The 18,267-nt window shown below is 59.9% G+C and carries 16 protein-coding genes; 8 read left to right on the forward strand and 8 right to left on the reverse strand.

The features are described from left to right. Positions 1-3 precede the first annotated feature (3 nt). The 5 genes from DES53_RS07920 to DES53_RS07940 all read right to left on the reverse strand — a co-directional run bounded on the left by DES53_RS07920 (position 4) and on the right by DES53_RS07940 (position 5,321). Complete coding sequence (locus DES53_RS07920) at positions 4-780, reverse strand: ABC transporter ATP-binding protein (protein WP_113957688.1); 777 nt, start codon at positions 778-780, stop codon at positions 4-6. Between the two features lie 115 nt (positions 781-895). Next, on the reverse strand, positions 896-2,197 hold the full coding sequence (locus DES53_RS07925) for a glycosyltransferase family 2 protein (RefSeq protein ID WP_170156941.1): 1,302 nt from the start codon (positions 2,195-2,197) through the stop codon (positions 896-898). Further along, positions 2,194-3,387 carry a non-hydrolyzing UDP-N-acetylglucosamine 2-epimerase gene (gene wecB / locus DES53_RS07930; RefSeq protein ID WP_113957690.1) on the reverse strand — a complete coding sequence of 398 codons (1,194 nt, stop codon included), beginning with the start codon at positions 3,385-3,387 and terminating at the stop codon, positions 2,194-2,196. The genes DES53_RS07925 and wecB overlap by 4 nt, the downstream gene beginning before the upstream one ends. Continuing rightward, positions 3,384-4,214: a sugar nucleotide-binding protein gene (locus tag DES53_RS07935; protein WP_147263276.1), complete on the reverse strand. Its 831-nt coding sequence runs from the start codon at positions 4,212-4,214 to the stop codon at positions 3,384-3,386. The genes wecB and DES53_RS07935 overlap by 4 nt, the downstream gene beginning before the upstream one ends. Before the next feature lie 51 nt (positions 4,215-4,265). Further along, the gene (locus DES53_RS07940) at positions 4,266-5,321 is read right to left on the reverse strand and encodes a polysaccharide biosynthesis protein (protein WP_113957692.1); all 1,056 of its coding nucleotides are present in this window, start codon (positions 5,319-5,321) and stop codon (positions 4,266-4,268) included. A gap of 414 nt (positions 5,322-5,735) precedes the next feature. Between DES53_RS07940 and DES53_RS07945 the strand changes: the two genes are divergently transcribed. Together DES53_RS07945 and DES53_RS07950 are read left to right on the forward strand one after the other, a co-directional pair. After that, the gene (locus tag DES53_RS07945) at positions 5,736-6,767 is read left to right on the forward strand and encodes a sugar phosphate isomerase/epimerase family protein (protein ID WP_113958135.1); all 1,032 of its coding nucleotides are present in this window, start codon (positions 5,736-5,738) and stop codon (positions 6,765-6,767) included. Positions 6,768-6,848: 81 nt separating this feature from the next. Then, positions 6,849-8,084, forward strand: coding sequence for a DUF418 domain-containing protein (locus DES53_RS07950; RefSeq protein WP_170156942.1), 1,236 nt, complete (start codon positions 6,849-6,851; stop codon positions 8,082-8,084). Between the two features lie 544 nt (positions 8,085-8,628). Here the strand turns inward: DES53_RS07950 and DES53_RS07955 are convergent. Next, on the reverse strand, positions 8,629-9,576 hold the full coding sequence (locus DES53_RS07955; protein ID WP_113957694.1) for an AEC family transporter: 948 nt from the start codon (positions 9,574-9,576) through the stop codon (positions 8,629-8,631). A 173-nt stretch (positions 9,577-9,749) separates the two neighbouring features. On the opposite strand from DES53_RS07955, the gene DES53_RS07960 reads away from it, so the two are divergent. Genes DES53_RS07960 through DES53_RS07970 form a run of 3 tightly spaced genes read left to right on the forward strand, consistent with a single transcriptional unit; the run spans position 9,750 to position 12,236 of the window. Beyond that, the gene (locus DES53_RS07960) at positions 9,750-10,247 is read left to right on the forward strand and encodes a hypothetical protein (RefSeq protein ID WP_245958117.1); all 498 of its coding nucleotides are present in this window, start codon (positions 9,750-9,752) and stop codon (positions 10,245-10,247) included. A 17-nt stretch (positions 10,248-10,264) separates the two neighbouring features. Further along, on the forward strand, positions 10,265-11,230 hold the full coding sequence (locus DES53_RS07965; protein WP_113957696.1) for a LysM peptidoglycan-binding domain-containing protein: 966 nt from the start codon (positions 10,265-10,267) through the stop codon (positions 11,228-11,230). 43 nt (positions 11,231-11,273) lie between these two features. Further along, positions 11,274-12,236, forward strand: coding sequence for an acetyl-CoA carboxylase carboxyltransferase subunit alpha (locus tag DES53_RS07970; RefSeq protein ID WP_113957697.1), 963 nt, complete (start codon positions 11,274-11,276; stop codon positions 12,234-12,236). A gap of 12 nt (positions 12,237-12,248) precedes the next feature. On the opposite strand, the gene DES53_RS07975 is transcribed toward DES53_RS07970, so the two are convergent. Further along, positions 12,249-12,725, reverse strand: a complete 477-nt coding sequence (locus DES53_RS07975; RefSeq protein WP_113957698.1) for a hypothetical protein — start codon at positions 12,723-12,725, stop codon at positions 12,249-12,251. A gap of 413 nt (positions 12,726-13,138) precedes the next feature. Between DES53_RS07975 and DES53_RS07985 the strand changes: the two genes are divergently transcribed. Continuing rightward, positions 13,139-15,064, forward strand: a complete 1,926-nt coding sequence (locus DES53_RS07985; protein ID WP_170156943.1) for a DUF6600 domain-containing protein — start codon at positions 13,139-13,141, stop codon at positions 15,062-15,064. Positions 15,065-15,364: 300 nt separating this feature from the next. On the opposite strand, the gene DES53_RS07990 is transcribed toward DES53_RS07985, so the two are convergent. After that, positions 15,365-15,715 (reverse strand): aspartate 1-decarboxylase, encoded by a 351-nt coding sequence (locus DES53_RS07990; RefSeq protein WP_113957701.1) that lies wholly within the window; start codon positions 15,713-15,715, stop codon positions 15,365-15,367. A gap of 114 nt (positions 15,716-15,829) precedes the next feature. Between DES53_RS07990 and htpG the strand changes: the two genes are divergently transcribed. Then, a complete protein-coding gene (gene htpG, locus DES53_RS07995; RefSeq protein WP_113957702.1) occupies positions 15,830-17,689 on the forward strand; it encodes a molecular chaperone HtpG in 1,860 nt (619 codons plus the stop codon). 10 nt (positions 17,690-17,699) lie between these two features. Next, positions 17,700-18,233, forward strand: a complete 534-nt coding sequence (locus DES53_RS08000) for a hypothetical protein (protein WP_113957703.1) — start codon at positions 17,700-17,702, stop codon at positions 18,231-18,233. Positions 18,234-18,267: the final 34 nt, after the last annotated feature.

Genomic DNA, 18,267 nt, shown 5'->3' on the forward strand with positions numbered 1-18,267 from the left:
TGCTCAGTGTTTCACCATGAGTTGCTTGGCAAAATCCTGCGCCCGCGCCTCGAGATGCGTGAGACCCGTGAGCTGTGTGAAGAGATGCTCCAGTGTTCCCGCCTGGTGCTCACGTACCAGGGCGCCGGGATCGCCCTCAACCAGAAGCCTGCCTTGCACCATGATGGCCACGCGATTGCACACGCGCTCGACGACATCGAGAATATGCGAGCTGTAGACGATGGTCTTGCCCTCGCGCGCCAGCGTCTCCAGCAGTGCCTTGAAGCCAACCGCGGCGTTTGCGTCGAGGCCGTCCAGAGGTTCATCCAGGAAGACGACGCGCGGGTTGTGCAGCAGCGCGGCGGTGATCACCACCTTGCGCTTCATGCCTTTGGAGTAGGCACCTAGCAGCTTTGTCTCAAGAGTGTTCCAATCGAGCTCGAAAAAATCAAGGAACTGGCGGATGCGCGGCTTTGCTTCTTGCTCAGAGATACCATACAAGGCGCCGACCATCAGGAGAAACTCCAGGCCGGTGAGCGCCTCGTACACGGCGCCCGAGTCCGGGACGAATCCCAGCAGCCGCTTTGCTCCGATGGGGTCCGCGGCTACGTCCACACCGCAGATGATCGCTGTGCCCGCATCCGGCTTCAGCATGCCGGTGAGCATCTTCAGCGTGGTGGTTTTCCCTGCGCCATTCGGCCCCAAAAGTCCCACGATGATGCCGGGCGGCACCTCCATGGTGAGATCCTCCACCGCCGTCTGCGGGCCGAAACGCTTGGTGAGTCCGCGAATGGAGATCATGCGCGAGTACGATGCGCGGGTTTTACCGTGGGTGCAACCCCAGCCTCAACTTCGGAGTCATCGGCAGGAGCCAGAATGGCGTGCCCTTACCCAATCAGAGTCTCCACCCAGCATGCTACTGCTGCACTTGCTGGGCGGCTGCATACTTTGCGATTTCGGATTGCCACCACGAATCGAGGGCCTTTGTCTGTGCTTCCATCTTCCTCGCGGATCGCTGGGCGTCGCCTTTCCACCACCACACCCGGGCGGATACAGCGGACAGGAGGGTGGATGCCGCGCGCAGGGACTTGAGGTACATGTCCCCGCTTTCTTCATACTTGCGGCGGGATTCGCGCACGGCGGCCTTCTTCATCCACTTCGCGATCCGCTGGAGTTCACGTTGATGGCGGCTGCGCCATGCCCAACGGCTGACGGGCGACCGTTTCACGCGCCGGACAACATGCAAAGCTCCCTGAGCAGCCTCCCGCAACACGGCCGTGCTCTCACCGGATGAAGTCAACAGAGACTCGAGGCGCATGGCGTGGTCCCGGAGGCGCTTCTCCTCAGCGAGATGGATTTGAATTTTTGCGGTGGCTTCCAGAAGCTCGTCCAGCGCTTCGTTTGCCGCCTTGGGGATGGCGTCATAGGGATCCCCCCAGTTGGAACCATTGATGTTCACACACGGAGACGGCTCGGAGAGTTGGCGGTAGACCGTTTCGTTGCGACGGAATTTGTCCCACGGCACGTCGGCCCGTTTGTTCACATAGTGGTACTGGTGAAGGACAGAGGGCTTGTCCACGTGCCGCACCTCCAGACCGGACATGCGGATCCGGTGAAACAGTTCCACGTCGTCATAGGCAAATCCCAGCGCATACCGCTCGTCAAACCCACCCAGCGCCTCAAGGTCGTGGCGGGTGATGGCATTGCAGTAGTGATATCCATTGGGGACAATGCGCGAATGATTGTACCAGCCTTCGCCTGCCATCTCCACGGGCACGCTATCAAGGAAAGTGAAGGAGCCTGCCTGCGCCTGCACTTGGGAGGCGTCTCCATGCAGGGAAAGTGTGTCTGCCTCGCTCAGGGCGTAGCATGCATAAGTGAGGTACACCCCCTTGCGCAGGTGCTCATGCACGTGGCGGAGAATGGGTCCCACATGGAGGCACTCCGGGTTTTGCAGCACGATGGCATCTCCCTTCGCCTGACGAATCGCAAAGTTGAAGGGAATGCAGGGATTCATGTACCACTTCCGCCCAGGATCGAGCCGGTAGACCCGGAGGAAGGGAAAGCGCTCCACGAGATCCTCGATGCGTTCCTCCTCCCGACTTCCGTCATCCACCACGACAAACTCAAACTCCGGCCCTCCATGCCAGAGAATGCTTTCCAGCGTGCGGATAAAGAGGGTCTTCCGATTGTAGTAGGCGGTGACGAAGGAAATCATACCCGGGCCGGCTTGCTGTTCTCCGGAGCTTCCGCATGACCGTTGGCTTCCCGTGCGTGCCATACCACCCGCCGGACGTAATCCGTGTATCCACAGATGATTTTAGCCACCTTCCACGAAACTTGCTCCACGAGATAATCTGCCGGTACCCTCGGTCTGGAACCCGAGCGGTGTTGAGCCACGGTGATGGCCACCGCCTGGCGTATGCGACGTTCGCAAAGACCGCTCATCACCAGCACGCCTTCGTCCATGCCTTCCGGACGCTCATGGGCCTCGCGAAGCGTCACGGCCGGGAAGCCCATCAAGGCGGATTCTTCGGTGATGGTTCCACTGTCGGAGAGCGTGCAGTATGCTCCGCACTGCAGCGCCACGTAGTCTGGAAATCCGAGAGGAGGCATGGTGCGCAGCAGTGGATGCAGTGTATGCCCACCCGCCTCCATCCGTTTTCTGGTTCGAGGATGCAGGGAGACGATCATGGGAAACTGAAACTCCTCCGCCAGGGAGCCCAGGGCCTGGGCAAGGGACGTGAGGTTTCCCGGGTCATCCACATTCTCCTCCCGATGGATGCTGACCACGAAGTAGCGCTCGCGCTCCAGTCCCAGACGCGAAAGGATGTCTGAGGAGCGGATTTTCGCAGCGTGATGATCCAGCACCTCCTTCATCGGAGAGCCGGTCTTGATCACCCGATCCTCCGGAAGCCCTTCGCGAAGCAGATTCCGCCGTGCGTGCTCCGTGTAGCAGAGATTCATGTCACTGACGTGATCCACAATCCGCCGGTTGATTTCCTCCGGCACGCGCTGGTCGAAGCAACGATTGCCCGCCTCCATGTGGAAGATGGGGATTCTCCTTCGCTTGGCGGGAATCACGCACAGCGCGCTGTTGGTATCCCCAAGAACGAGCAGCGCCTCGGGTTTCTCCTCTTCCAGCACGGCATCGACTTTCAGGATGGTGTTGGCGATGGACTCCGCGGCAGTCGCGCCGGCTACTTCCAGGAGGATGTCCGGCCTGCGAATCTCAAGCTGATCGAAAAAGATGCCGTTGAGCTCGTAGTCAAAATTCTGTCCGGTATGCACCAGCACGTGATCCGCCACGCTGTCCAGCACTGGAATGACCCTGCTCATCCGGATGATTTCCGGGCGGGTGCCTACCACGGTCATCACCTTCAATCGTGCGCGTGCGCTTTCACTCATGGTCGTCGTTGGTTCTGGCGTGGCTGGTCGTGGTGGTGGGACAGTATCCACTGCCGCAGTTCCAGCAATTGTTCCCGGAGCGGAGGGCGCACCAGATCCGGCACAAGAGTGCGATTGATGCTCTGGGGCGCTGCAGTCGGGCGCAGTTCTTTCTCCACGGCCCATACTTCGGCAATGAGTGAGAGCAACTCAAACTTGCTCACGCTCTCCGCAGTACCCAGCTGCGTCACCCCGGGGGACAAGGACGTCGTGCCCTGGATGATTTCCATGGCGGTCCTGGCCCATTCGAGCGTGGTGACGCCATTCCACCGGTGATTGGTAAACCCGTTTACCGTGCCCTGTTGTTGCAGGAACCAGGCCAGCAGCCCCCATCCGCTTCCCAGGTCCGGTCCGATGAGGGACGTGCGCAGACAGTAGACACGCGGATCCATGGCCACTGCTTCGCCGAGCATCTTGGAGAGGCCATAGGCGTCCTTTGCGTCGGTGGAGTCATTCGTGCGGTATTGGCCCCTCGTGCCTGCGAATACACAGTCCGTGCTCGCGTGAATCATCCGCTGTCCATCACGCAGAGCGTGCAGCAGATGAAGCGGGAACTGTGTATTCGCACGGAAGAGGACCTGCGCATCCTCCTCCTTTTGCGGAATGGCGCCCAAGGCATTGATGACCCAGGGACACCCAGACTCGCGCACCGCATCCAAGAGCAGATCATCCGCTGCGCCGGTGTACCGATGTTCACTGGTGACCACGTGAAAGCCCGCGTCCTGAAGACATGCCACCAGCAAATGACCCAACATGCCACGGTGGCCAAGTACGAAGATGCCGCTCACGCTGGTATTGCTCCTGGGTTGCTTGATGAACGCGCCATACGCCACGTAGCTTTAACCTGCCCGCGTCTCCAGATCCGCGATGGTGCGCAGCTCATTCTGAATAAATTCCAGGCTCATCAGCAGGTCCACGAGTTCGCTGTCACTGAGACGCCGGGTGTTTTCCGAAGTGTAGTCCGCAGCCCCGGTCACGGCGTGCTCACCCATATCTGTGTAGATCGCGTAGTTGAGGTCCCGCGCATCCGAGGGAATGCGATAGTACCCCGCACGATCCTCAGCCCGGATCATCTCTTCACGGGTCAGGAGGGCCTCATGTTTCTTTTCCCCGTGGCGGGTGCCGATGATCGTGATGGGGCTGGTGGATTTGAAGATGGACTTCAAGGCGGTCGCCAGTTGGCCGATCGTGACGGCAGGCGCCTTCTGCACAAGCGTGTCACCGCCCCTGCCATGTCTGAACGCGTAGAGCACGAGATCCACGGCATCCTCCAGGGACATCATGTACCGCGTCATCTCCGGGTCCGTGATGGTCAAAGGTTGTCCTGCCTTGATTTGCTGCACGAAAAGGGGGATGACCGAACCGCGTGATGCCATCACGTTGCCATAGCGCGTGATGCAGATTGTCGTGGCAGCTGGAGGCAGGTCACGTGATTTCGCCGCGGCCACCTTTTCCATGAGCGCCTTGGACATGCCCATGGCGTTGATGGGATACACGGCCTTGTCCGTACTGAGCACGATCACGTGTTCCACGCCGTGGTGGATGGCGGCGTTCAGTGTGTTTTCCGTGCCCAGCACATTCGTGTACACCGCCTCCATGGGGTGGAACTCGCACGAGGGCACCTGCTTCAGGGCCGCTGCGCAGAAGACCATGTGCACCCCGCGCATGGCGCCGGAGATGCTGTTGAAGTCACGCACGTCCCCGAGATAAAACTTGAGGCGGGGATCGCGGTACTCGACCCGCATGTCCTCCTGCTTCTTTTCGTCGCGACTGAAGATGCGGATCTCAGCGACTCCTTCCTTGAGGAAACGCCGCACCACCGCATTGCCAAAGGAGCCGGTGCCCCCTGTGATGAGGAGGGTCTTGTCCTGAAAGCTGACTTCTTGTTTTGCCATGTGCAGGGGGGCTGTGCGCGTGCAAAAAGTGGGTGTCGGCTCTACCTCCCACGGATGGCCGTCATCTGCAAGAGCGCAGGACAACAACAACATGGAGATGGTGTGACCTCTTCTTGCAAACGGCGTCGGTCATATCTCGATTGTCCCAAGGTGGCAAGATGAAGTTGGCCGCTAGTCCAGCGGGTTCGTCGGTGGATGGCGTGGCCTCTTCCTCACAGCCGCCTTCTGGCAGGAATCGGGGGATGGGGAGGAAAGGAGACCGGACAGAAGGAGACATGCACTTTCTGATTGCGTCCGGCAGGCGTGCGGCCTTGAATGGGCGCCTGCCGTTTCCGGGAGTTCCGCTCCTGTCACGGACGCTTTTCGCTTCCTCTATTCGAACTCGAAATCCAAGACACCCAACTCAACACCATCATGGCGCATCCGCTTCCCAAACTTCACAATGCAATGTGGCCCGGACTCGTCGGAAAAGGCGATGGCGAAGGCCAGGAGCCGCCGATCAGCCTGGAGCGCATGCTCGAACTCACGGCCAAGGCTGAGGTGAACGGCCAGAAGTTCGAGGGCATTGACTACTTCCTCTTCCTCCCGCACACCAATCCTGAGGCGAGTGACGATGAGTTGAAAAAAATCGCCGACCTCATCGCGAGCAAGGGGTTTGCCGTTGGCTCCCTCGTGGCCCCGGTGTGGCCGGGCACCGTGGGTGATTCCGCCATGGGAGATGACGCCGCCCAGGAAAAGTTCCTGAGCGCGGTCAAGATGGCCTGCCGCATCGCGGGCGTGTTCAACAAACACGGCGTGCGCAAGTACGGCGTCATCCGCATCGACTCCGCCGAGTTCGGCGTGAACAAGTGGCGCGAAGACGCCCCGAAGAACACCGCGCGTATCGTGGATACCTTCAAGAAGGCCGCCAAGATTGCCGCCGACCACGGTGAGCGCCTTGCTGCCGAAGGCGAAATCTGCTGGGCCGGCATGCACTCGTGGAAGGACATGCTGGACGTGCTCGAAGGCGTGGGCATGCCGGAGTCGCTTGGCTTCCAGGCCGACCTCGCCCACACCTACCTTTACACTCTGGGCTACAATGCTCCTGAGCACGCCCTGCTGAAGGAAGGCTACAGCGAAGCTGAGTTCTACGCCGCTTACGAAAAGATGACCGATGCGCTCCGCCCCTGGACCATCGACTTCCACGTCGCCCAGAACGACGGCACCGTGCACGGCGCGGGCTCCCACGACAAGACGGGCAAGCACTGCCAGGCGGACGATCCCAATGGCAAGCTCGATATCGTGAAGTGTGCCGGCTACTGGCTCAAGGACGCCCCCAGCCGCGGCATCCAGCACATCTGCTGGGATGGGTGCATGTTCCCGAACGCCGTGCTCGAAACACAGCAGACCTGGAACACCATCCTCAAGAAGATGATCGAAGTGCGTGAAGCCCACGGCTGGAGCTGAGAGTTGCGGTAGTCTTCACTGCAAATACTTGTGAACCCACAGCATCGAAAGGTGCTGTGGGTTTTTTAAGACCTGCAAACGTTGAGCCCTCTCGATCCACCAACCCAAGCTTCCATACCTGAAGAGACCGCTGTGCCACCACCGGCCTCTTCAGCTGCCACGTTTGCACCTGTGGCTGTCGTTGAGCGCTACTCCGCACTCGATGTGATTCGTGGCGTCGCTCTTTTCGGAGTGTTGCTGGTGAATCTCGTCGTGGGATTCCGTGTGTGCATATTCGAGTACTACTTCACTTTTCACACGCATCCGGGCATTGCCAACATGGTGGCGGACTACGTGCGGGAGATTTTCATCTCGGGAAAGGCGATGGCTCTGTTCACCCTGCTCTTTGGCGTGGGAGTGGCGGTGCAGTATGACAGGGCTCGTGCGCGTGGACGCAGGCCGGTGTGGTTCCTCCTGCGGCGCCTGCTTGTGCTGCTTTGTTTTGGTGTGCTGCACTACCTCCTGCTCTGGGATGGGGATGTGCTGATGCTCTATGCCATGTGTGGCTTCGCATTATTGCTCTTTGTGAAGGCTTCACCCAAGGTGCTGGTATCCTTTGGCATCCTGCTGCTTCTCGCCCTGCCGGTGCTTTTTGGCATGACCAGCAGTGGAGCCATGGACAAGGAAATGTGGCGGGAGCCGATCGAGGCTTTCGCGGAATGGTACGCGCATCCGGTTTATGCGGCGTTGGTGGGGTTTCGGTTCCTGATGGTGCCTTACTTTTTGTCCATTGCGATTTTCCTGCAGTTTGTTCCCACGGCTGGCCTCATGCTTCTGGGCATGGCGGCATGGCGTTCGGGTGTAGTGCAGCATCCCGGGACGCGGAACCGATTGTTGTGGGGCATGGTGATCGGCGGTGGTGGGGTGGGGATCTGCGCCACTCTTGTGGATGTGCTCGCCCAAGCTGCCCAACTGGATCTAGGCAGATACATTTGGATATGCAGCATCCTCGCCCAAGTGCCGCTCGCTCTCGCGTATGGGTCTGCCATGCTCCTGTACCTACAGCGTCATCCGGTGGGTGCGTGGCGTGTCTATTTCGCTGCCGCTGGTCGCATGGCGGTCACGAACTACCTGACGCAGTCCTTAATTTTCTCCTTCCTCTTTTACGGATACGGCTTCGGACTGTTTGGAAAGCTGAACACCGTGACAGCTACTTTGCTCGGCATCCTGGTGTATCTCTGCCAGCTTCGCCTCAGTCACTACTGGCTGCAGCACCATCGTTTCGGACCAGTCGAATGGCTCTGGCGGAGACTCACCTACGGCAAACAAGCTGTATAGGAACAGCCCTGGAGAGCCATTCTCGCTTTTGTTTGCGCCCCATCTGTCAGGTGAGCTATACTTGGATGAATGGAATTGGCTCCAGATGATGCCAGCATCAGAAAGGAAATAGAGTCCGTTTTTGGCTCGGCAGCTCGGCCCAAAGTCTTCACAGTGGCGGATGGAGATCCAGAGTGCATGGACTATGACAGGCTGTTTCATGCGCACATTCCGGTAACGCTTCCGATAAAGGAGTTTGTATCAGGCATGGATCCACTCTCGGAATTGCTGCCGGATGGCATGAAATATCTTTTCCCAACGCTCGTCGATTTCGTGCTTCGCACGCCTTGCCAGGTGCATTCTGGCTGGGCTGGTGTTGGCTTGCTGAACAAACTTTGGGGGGACTCAGAGTTCAGGCAACAATGCACCGCCATCGAGAAGGACGTGATCACAAAGTTCCTGCGACACCTGCGAAAGACCCGGTTGGATTTGATTGGAGAATGTTATTCGATTGAGGACTTCGACAAAATCTCGTCCCTTTGGGAAGCTGGAAGCTGCGTGCTTTCTACCCCAGCGGCCCAATCCACATCCTCAGCAGCATCAAGTTCACCGTCGTCGTCACCATGCTGAAGAGCGTGCTGTAATACACCGCTGACGTCGCAAACGACGTGTCCCCGCCAAACTCATGCGCCAGCAGCGCGGTATTCACCGCCGTGGGCGCGCCAGCCACCAGCACCAGGGCAGCAGAAACGGATTTGGGGAAGCCGAACAGCATCGTCAATCCCAGCGCCAGCATCGGTGCCAGCACGAGGCGAATGCCCAGCGCACTCCACAGCGGCGCTGCGAAGGGGGCGGGCTTGGTCTGGGACATCTGCACCCCCAGGGTGAAAAGCGCGATCCCCACCAGCGCGGACTGCAGGAGGTCCAGCGGCTGCCAGAGGAAATTGATCTGTTGCACCTGCCAGCCGCTGGCCCGGGTGATCACGCCAGCGGCGAGCGCGTAGAGGGTGGGCTGGCGCAGCATCTTGGCCAGGGCCCGCTTGTGCGCGCCGGGCTTCTCCCCGCGTTCCTGGGCCAGGAAGAGGCCCACGGTGAAGGTGGCCACATTCATGGTGGCCAGCACGTAGACCTGTACGGCGGCCCCGGCGTGGCCAAAGGCGAGGGTGACCAGCGGCAGGCCGTAGTTTCCACAATTGTAGAACATCGTGGCCAGGCGCATGGCCTGCCCTTGCTGGCCCGGCAGCCGCAGCGCCTTGGAGGCCACCGTGGCGCAGACGAACATGGTGGCAATGGTCCCGACTGTGAATCCCACAATCCGCAGCGCCTCGCCGCCACTCAGCTCCGTATCCACCACCCGGGCAAAGATGAAGGCCGGCACCAGCAGGTAGATGTTCAACTTGATCAGGGTCTCCAGATGCAGGCGGAACTTGCGGTCCAGCAACCATCCCAGCCCCACCACGAAGAAAATGGGAGCACAAACCTCCAGAAAGATGTCAAAGAAGGACAGAGACACGGAAAGTCCTCATTTCAGCGGTATCACGACGGCGGTCAACCCCGTGGGTCAGATTTGGCCCGGGGCGTGCGAACTGCCTTTCTCCGCGTGAAAAACCGCTTTCCTCTGCCGTCTTCCCCTCTACCTTTCACCCCCACGCCCTGATGCATTCAGAGTTCGACTTTCAATACGCCATGGAAAACACGCGCGTTCTGCACGAGCCAGACCGCCGTATCGACACGTTCGGAAGTACCCAGTTTGAGTTCCAGATGGTGACCGAGCTCATGGATTCCACCAACGTTTCCCGCGTCCGCTCGGGGCGCATCGAGGCGCAGAAGCCCCTCATCGTGAAGCCCCACGCCCTGGACGAGTGGAGCTTCGAAGGCTTCGGCCAGGAAGGGGAGGCATTCGGCCAGTGGGTGAAGGAGAACCTCACCAACCTCGCCATCCTGAAGTACGGATTCCAGTTCAAGCGCAGCGACGTGAGCGAAGAGATGGTGCATGAGCCTCTCGCCGTCGTGTGCGACCGCCTGCTGAGCGACCAGCGCGCCAGCGGAAACCCGATGCGCGCCATCATTCATGGCGTGGACGACACCTGGGAAATCTCTCTGCTGCGATTCATGTTCGAGATGGTCGAGAAATCCCACAACATCAATCGCTTCGACTTCAAGCGCCGTGGCCTCTTGGGCTGACGCGCTTTTTGCGGGAAATGAGCCGTTTTAAAATCGTCATCTTCCTCATGGCCGTCGGCATTGCCGGCTCGGTCATTGCGGCGGCCTACTGGTACTACACCCGCGTGATGGGCCATGACACCAAGGTCCAGAAGGAGATCAAGCAGCTCCAGACCCAGAAGACCGCGCTGCCGGATCCTGGGGTGCGTCGCTTCGACAAGGCGGTCGAACTGCTCAATGAAAACAATTTCCCGGAAGCGCGTGCTGCGCTGGCGGAAATGTTGAAGACCTTTCCAGACTCCTCCCGTGCCGCGGAAGCGCGGCGCATCATCGGGGAGATGAACATGGACATGCTCTTCAGCAAGGAGGACAACACCGCCCGACGCGACTACATCGTGCAGCCGGGTCAGGGGCTCCTGGCGATTGCGACGAAGAACCAGACCACCATCGAGTGCCTGCTGCGCGCCAATGGTCTGCAGAGCCATCGGTTGCAACCCGGCGACAAGGTCTCCGTGTTCCCCCTGGATTTCGAGATCTTGATCGATGTCTCGGACAAGACGCTTCAACTCAAGCTCAAGGGTACGCCTTTCAAGATGTACAACGCCATTGACGTGAAAGTACCGCCTGGCATGCGCATTCCAGCCCCTGAGCTGAAGATTTCCGGCAAATCCGCCATCTACAATGGCAAACCTGCCGATTCCCTGAGCCCCGATTTCATGGAGGCGGACAAGTCCCTCACAGCTACGAAAGGGAACAACAACTTTATGATTCGCTCCCTGCCGCGCGCCAAGCCCGCGCAGCCGGCCGCCACGACTGCGGCAGCGCCTCCCACCAAGGAACAGGGTGGCAACCGCAAACAGACCGGCAAGAAGGGCGCCCAGCCAGCCGCTGATGAACCGGCACTGCCCGAACTTGCCCCTACAGGCCTCTTCCTTCCCCGGGAAGATATCGAGGAACTTTACACCATCATCCGCCAGCAGACTCCGGTTGAAATCAGACGTTGAGCGACTGGCGGCATCCCATACACACTTCTGACGAACGACACTCATGAAACAAGCTCTGGAATTTGAAAAGCCGCTCCTGAAAGCCCGCGAAGACCTGGAGGAAGCGCGCCGGCGTCAGCAGTTGCGAAATACCCAGAAGATCACCACCACGGTGGATGAGCTTGAAAAGAAGGTAGATCAGCTTGAAAGAGAGACTTACGCCAACCTCAGCCCGTGGCAGAGGGTGCAAATCGCGCGCCACGGCCAGCGTCCCTATATGCTGGACTACGCGAAACATGCCTTTGATGACTTCGTGGAGTTGCATGGCGACCGCCATGTGGGAGATGACAACGCCATGCCCGCAGGCTTTGCCACCATCGGCGGACGCAAGGTGGTGTTGATTGGTCAGCAGAAGGGACGCGATACGAAGGAGAACCTCCTTCGCAACTTCGGCAGTGCGCATCCGGAAGGGTATCGCAAAGCGCTCCGCCTCATGCGCATCGCGGAGAAGTTCAGCCTTCCCGTCATCTGTCTTATCGATACGCCCGGAGCTTTCCCTGGCATTGGGGCCGAGGAGCGTAACATCGCTGAGGCCATCGCCTTCAATCTCCTTGAGATGATGAAAATCCGCACGCCCATGGTCAGCGTGGTCATCGGTGAAGGCGGCTCTGGTGGAGCGCTCGGTATCGGTGTGACCGACCGCGTGCTCATCATGGAGAATGCGTACTACTCGGTGATTTCCCCCGAAGGCTGTGCGGCCATCTTGTGGAAGCATCGCCAGCATGCTCCCGAGGCGGCACAGGCGTTGAAGCTCAGTGCACCGGATTTGAAGGAACTCGGCATCGTAGATGGGATCGTACGTGAGCCCGTGGGTGGTGCGCACCATGATCACCAGGCTGCTGCCCAGTCCCTGAAGGACGCCATCCTTGGAGCTCTGGACGAGATCTCCGGAACACCGATGGATACGCTGCTGCAGCAGCGGTACGACAAGTTCCGCGCGCTTGGCAAGTTCACGGAGCGCGGCTGAGTTCGTGCCAGCCTAGTTCGCAGGCTTCTCAAATTCCATTTCTTCCAACGCCCAGATTTCTTTCTCGGCGTTGTAGGCCCACATCTTGGCCTTCAGTACTGGCTTGGTTGACTTGCGGCCGGTGAGTGTCCAGGTGAGGAGAGGGTAGGGATCCTTCTTCTCGGCAGGCGGGAAGAAGAAATAGGAGCCGGTGCTGCGCACTTCCAGCACCTCGACCTTCTTGTCCTTGGATGGTTTCAATTCCACGGCGAAGGGGAGGCGCATTTCGGGCTCTTCCGAGTCCTGGGATTGTACCTCGACCACGCCACGGGCGAAGTTGTTCTTCTCATCCCATTCCTGGAAGACAACGCGGTAAACGTTTTTCAGGCCACCGTTTTCGAGCACCAAGGCGGGTTTGTCCTCAGCGGGGAGGGGAGTGGCAATGGAGCAAAGCGTCACGAGCAGCGTGGCCAGGAGAGGAAGGGATGAGTGACGCTGGAGGGAATGCATGCGGGCAATTTGTCCAAGGTGGTGTGGTGTGCAATGCCTTTGTGGGGCAGAGTCCTGGGTGCTGGCGCGAGGTCGCGTGCGTGGGATGCAGCAGGGACACAGAGGAACCCAGGAGACTGGGACCCTATGGAGTGATATGATGTATCAGCAAGGTGTCCCGCGAAAATGCCTCTTCCGGAGGCATGAACTCATGACGCCTGTGAAGCGTCTCATTGGAGGCGTTTCGCTATCACCATCATCAGGCAACCGTGTCCCAAGATTGCAACGATTCACTGACAGGTTCCTTCCTATTCTGCACGACGAACGTCATCCGGGAGTCGGGCGATTTGCAGGAATTTCGCGACTGAAATTTCATCTCCTTGAATTTGCTGACGCGCGTTTCGGTCCAACCCCCCGCGAACCAAATCACAGCCATGAAAATCTTTGCCTCATTAATGACAGCACTTTTGCTGTTCGGTGCATGCATGCCGACCGCCAGGGCGGATGCCACCGTTGATATCGATTACTTTTACGATGCCCTCTCTCCCTATGGTGATTGGGTGCAGGTGGAGGGATATGGATATTGTTTCCAGCCCTTCGTCACCGTGGATGACCCTGAGTGGCGTCCTTACACCGATGGTCAGTGGGCCTATACGGATGCAGGTTGGACCTGGGTATCGAATGAAGATTTTGGATGGGCCACGTATCACTATGGTCGATGGATGAAGGCTGGCACGGTGTGGCTGTGGGTACCCGGCGATGAGTGGGCACCCGCGTGGGTGAGCTGGCGATCCAGTCCTGAGTATGTGGGCTGGGCACCGCTGCCACCAGAAGCCGTATGGCAGCCAGATGTGGGATTCTCCGTGGCGGTGGATACTACCTATGACATCGGTCCCGCGTACTACAGCTTCGTTGCCATCAGGTATTTCGGCGCCCCTCGCCTGCGCACATATGTGGAGCCCTGGCACCGCAATGTGGACTATGTGCGGTGGACGAACAACTGCACGCACATCACCTACAGGCAGTCGGACGTACGCGTGAGGAACATCTTTATTGGCGGCCCGGACTATGTGGAAATCAACCGGTACAGTGAGCGGCCGCTCCGTCGCATGACCCTGCGCCGTGACGATGCCTTCGACCCGGGCAATCTGGATCGTGATCGCCGCTCCTTGCGTATTCGCGAGGAGGGGGATTCTCTCGTGGTAGCGGCGCCGCGTGTGACGCTGGCAGATCGAAAGGCACCGCCCTCGGACAAGATCAAAGCCCGTCTCGACAAGTCCGCAGTGGACCGTGGCTGGCGCGGATTCAAGCAGGAGGAGGTGGGCAGTGTGCGTGAGAAGCTGAACCGCGAAGTGGCTGAAGCAAAGACCCGCCCCGGTCGTGGCGGCCCGCCGGATGCTCCCACGGGGCCTGATGGCACGCGTGGTCGCGAACGTGGACCCGACAGTACGGTGACCCCTGGCGGACGCGCGCCGAAGGCTCTGCCCGGAACAGATGAAACCCCGGGTCGCGGCGATCGCACGCCCGGCATGCGCCGTCCCGGTGAAGATGGCTCGAACGCACGTATCCCCGGACGTCCAGGTGATGATACTCCACCCGGTGCTCGCGGCCCCCGCCGTCCCGGCGACACCGAAGAACTAAATAAGGATCGCGACGGTCGTCGTGGTCCAGACTCCACCAACCGCGGACGGGTGCCTGAATCGGCGGATCGCCCACCCGTGGGCCCTGGTCCGGGCGTTCCTCCAGAGATGAAGCCGAAGGATGATGACAACCGCGGCAAGCCGGAAGGGCGTCGTGGTAGTCGTGAAGGCGAATCCGTGCGTCCCGGTGCGGGAAACACGGTGAGTCCCGTCGTGCCGCGTCCCGGTGGGGTGCCGCCGGAGGGCAACCGCAAGGTCACGCCTCCCACGGAACGCAAGCCGGACCTGACGCCGGGCGAAGGCCCGGATCGCCGTGGACGTGCCGTCCGTCCGGACACGAGCTCTGGTGAAAACGCGATTCCGAAGCCGGATCGGACCCCCAAGCCCGACAAGGCGGAACGCAAGATCGACCGCACGCCCGATACGCCGCCTGCGCCGCGCAATATCGCGCCTCCGGTCGCTCCGGTGCCCACGCCACGGCCGGAGATTCGGAAACCCGAGCAGCCGCGTGAAGAGATGCGCCGCCGGCCCGAGGGCAATGAATCGGCCCGTCCGCAGAAGATCGAACGTCCTGAGGCGCCGCGTCCCCAGCAGATTCAGCGCCCTGAAGCTCCAAGGCCTCAACCTTCCAATCCCGCTGCTGCTGGCGGTGGAGGTGGGGGGCACAAGGAAAAGGGCGACAAGAAGGATGAGGACGAGAAGGGCAAGCGCGGCCGGTAAGCCGACTCCTCCCATGTGAGCTCACACTACGCTGGCGGGGTGCATGCTCCGCCAGCTTTTCTATTTTGGGCCTGACTCCCGGGAGTCGCGCCCCTCAAGGAGTGGGAGCATTCCTGCTCCCATTGAAAAGCGTTGCTGTCCGTGGAGGCTACCGATTGCTCCACATGCGCGAGCGAAGTTGATGAATCAGTGTCGCAGTAGCCCCGAGCGAGTGGTGCATTGCATACCACCAATGGGAGCAGGAATGCTCCCACTCCTAGACAGGGTGGCTACCCAAAATGGGAGACGTCTCTCTCCGCCTCAGTGCGAGGTCGTGGAGACGATTTCGTTCTTCTCGTTCATAAGCAGACGCTTGGACTCCACGGGAGTCTCGGAGAGGGTCCATCCCATGATGGTGACGCGGTGGCCCCTGCTGATGAGGTGGGCGGCGGCTCCGTTGATGACGATGTCGCCACTGCCTTCCCGGCCTTCAATGACATAGGTCTCCAGGCGGGCGCCATTGGTGATGGAGGTCACCAGGACGCGCTCACCCACCCATAGATCCGCCTGGCGCATCAGCGCCGTATCGATCGAGATGCTGCCTTCGTATTCGACGTTCGAGTCCGTGACTGTCGCACGGTGGATCTTGGATTTGAGGAGGTGGCGTAACACAGTCTCAAGGTGCTTTCCTACCGGGCAGCGTCAAGCGCTTTGCCTCTCCGTTTTGACAAGACCGGTACCCCGGCTATGCTGCTAACCCTGTTTTTTCACCTATAGATTTGGATAATGAGCACCGCCAAGCACGCATTTCAGGCCGAAGTCGGCCAGCTTCTCGACATCGTCACCCATTCCCTGTACACCGACCGCGAGATTTTCGTCCGCGAGCTGGTGTCCAACGCGTCTGACTCACTCGAAAAAATCCGCCTTCTCCAGCTTACGGAGAAGGAAATTTTCGATGAGGCCCTGCCGCTGGAGATCCACATCACCACGGACGAGACCGCCGGCACCATCACCATCTCCGACCACGGCATCGGCATGACCCGCGAGGAACTGGTGGAGAATCTCGGCACCATCGCGCACTCAGGATCGAAGGCCTTCGTGGAAGCCATGAAGCAGAGTGGCAAGGAAGGTGGCAACGTAATTGGCCAGTTCGGCGTGGGCTTCTACTCCGCTTTCATGGTTGCCTCCGAGGTGCAGGTCTACACCCACTCCTGGCGGAATGAAGGCGAGCACCTTGTGTGGACCAGCGATGGTACCACGGGCTACTCGATTGAGGAAGCTCCCGGCCAGCACCGTGGCGCGAAGCTCGTGCTGAAGCTCAAGGAGGACGCGAAGGAATTTGCCACGCCTGCGCGCATCAAGCAGATCCTCACGAAGTACTCGAACTTCGTCGGCTTCCCCGTGCACCTCAATGGGGAGCGCATCAACAACGTCGAGGCGCTGTGGCTCAAGAGCAAGAGCGAGGTGACGGAGGAGCAGTACTCGGAGTTCTACAAGTTCACCGCGCACGCCTTTGATGAGCCGCGCTACACCTTCCACTTCAATGCGGATGCTCCGCTGAACATCAATGCGCTGCTCTTCGTGCCGACGCAGAACATGGAGCAGTTCGGCATGGGACAGATGGAGCCCGGCGTGCATCTCTATTGCCGCCGCGTGCTGATCGATCCGAAGCCCAAGAAGTTCCTCCCCGAGTGGATGCGCTTCATCCGTGGTGTGGTGGATAGCGAGGACCTCCCGCTGAACATCTCACGTGAATCCATGCAGGACAGCGCGCTCTTCCGCAAGCTGGGCCAGACCGTGCAGGGACGTCTCTTGAAGTTCCTTGCGCGTGAGGCCGCTGATGACGCGAAGAAGTATGCAGACTTCTACAAGGACTTCAGCCGCTTCCTGAAGGAAGGCGTGGCCACCGATTTCGAAAACAAGGCCGCGATTGCCAAGCTCCTGCGCTTCGAATCTTCCATGACCGGGGAAGGGGAAACCGTGAGCCTCGAAGAGTACGTGGGCCGCATGAAGGAAGGTCAGAAAGCCATCTACTACCAGATTGCGCCAAGCCGCAAGGCCATCGAGGAGGGGCCCTATCTGGAAGCTTTCAAGAAGCAGGGCTTCGAAGTCATCTATCTCTTCGAGACCATTGATGACTATGTGGTGAATGCGCTGGGCCAGTTCGAGGGCAAGGACCTCCAGGCTGTGAACTCCAGCGAAGTGGATCTGGGCGACACGGCTGAGCAGGAAGGCGCACTGCCCCAGGAAGAATCGGAAAAGCTCACCGCCTGGCTCAAGGAACTCCTCACCAATCGTGTGAAGGAAGTACGTACTGGCAAGCGCCTGGTGAACAGCCCTGCCATGGCCGTGCTGCCCGATGGTGAGATGAGCCCGCAGCTCCGCCAGATGTTGCGCGCCATGAAGAAGGAAGGTGAATACGGCGATGCCCAGGTGGTGCTTGAGATCAACCCGGCACACGCCATCGTGCGTCAGCTCGCCACAGTGAAGGACAGCAATCCGGAGCTCGCTGGACTGCTGGGAGAGCAGCTCCTGGACAATGCCCTGCTCGCCGCCGGTCTGCTGGATGACCCGCAGACCATGATTGGACGCATGCACCGGATCATGGAGCAGGCGCTGGTTGCTTCCACCACTCCCACGACCTAGTTTCCCTCTTATGGCTCAACTCACGGAAGAACAGAAGAAGACCGTCGCCCAATGGACGGCGGAGGGTGCGTCCCTCAATGAGGTGCAGGATCGGCTCAAGCGCGAGTTCGACATCACGCTGACCTACTTGGACGCGCGTCTGCTCATTTTGGAGCTGGGCCTCAAGATTCAGGAAAAGAAGCAGCCGGAGGAACCGAAGCCCGAACCTCCTCCTGCCCAGGCGCCCCAGCAAGCTGCTGGGCCTGGGGATGAGGAGTATCCCGAAGAACTGACCGAGGCCGAAGCGGAGCTGTTGCAGGACGAGGCGCTGCCTGCCGACGGCGGGGCCAGCACCCTGACTGTCTCCCTGGACGCAATCACGGTGCCCGGGACTATGGTCAGCGGCAAGGTGACCTTCAGCGATGGCAAGACGGGTGGCTGGTACGTAGACCAGTTCGGCAGGCTGGGTCTCCAGCCGCCGGAACCCGGATATCAGCCCCCGCCTACGGACATTCCGGCCTTTCAGCGCGAACTGGATAGGCTGCTTCGGCAGCGTGGATATTAAGCGCCCGTTTCGCTTTCGTGGACCGGCCGCTGTG

The organism is Roseimicrobium gellanilyticum (assembly GCF_003315205.1).
In the GTDB taxonomy this organism is placed as follows: domain Bacteria; phylum Verrucomicrobiota; class Verrucomicrobiia; order Verrucomicrobiales; family Verrucomicrobiaceae; genus Roseimicrobium; species Roseimicrobium gellanilyticum.